This window comes from Rhizobium ecuadorense (assembly GCF_001187535.1).
Classification (GTDB): Bacteria; Pseudomonadota; Alphaproteobacteria; order Rhizobiales; family Rhizobiaceae; genus Rhizobium; species Rhizobium ecuadorense.
Map to the genome: position 1 here is coordinate 1 of NZ_LFIO01001508.1, position 310 is coordinate 310.

The window sequence follows — 310 nt, forward strand, 5'->3', positions numbered from 1 at the left end:
TTTCAGGGCTATCGCCAGCGCCTCTGCCTGCTGCTTCGGTTTCAGTGTGGGAAAGAATTTCTCAGCGGCTTCCCGAATGGCGGCGTCACAAGCCTCAGCCAGCGACACCGTGCACCAACCGCGTTTTCCGGGTGGTGTTTTCAGGTCGAGCGCTGCGGCGACATCGCGCGTTTCGCCCGACACGTACCGGTTAAGGCGGGTCGTCATGCTTCGCGCCCAAGGCTCCGGCACCTGCTCAAGGTGCTCCGCTAGGTTGATTAGGTCGTCTAATGGGGTCGACATCTTATCCTCCAACAACAATCATCACGAG

Annotated in this window: 1 protein-coding gene; it reads right to left on the minus strand. The window is 59.4% G+C overall.

Going from position 1 to position 310, the window contains the following annotated elements; translation table 11 throughout:
* Positions 1–207, minus strand: a 207-nt coding sequence (locus tag AF337_RS31175) for a hypothetical protein (protein ID WP_152971257.1), incomplete at its 3' end; no start/stop codon positions are given.
* Positions 208–310: the final 103 nt, after the last annotated feature.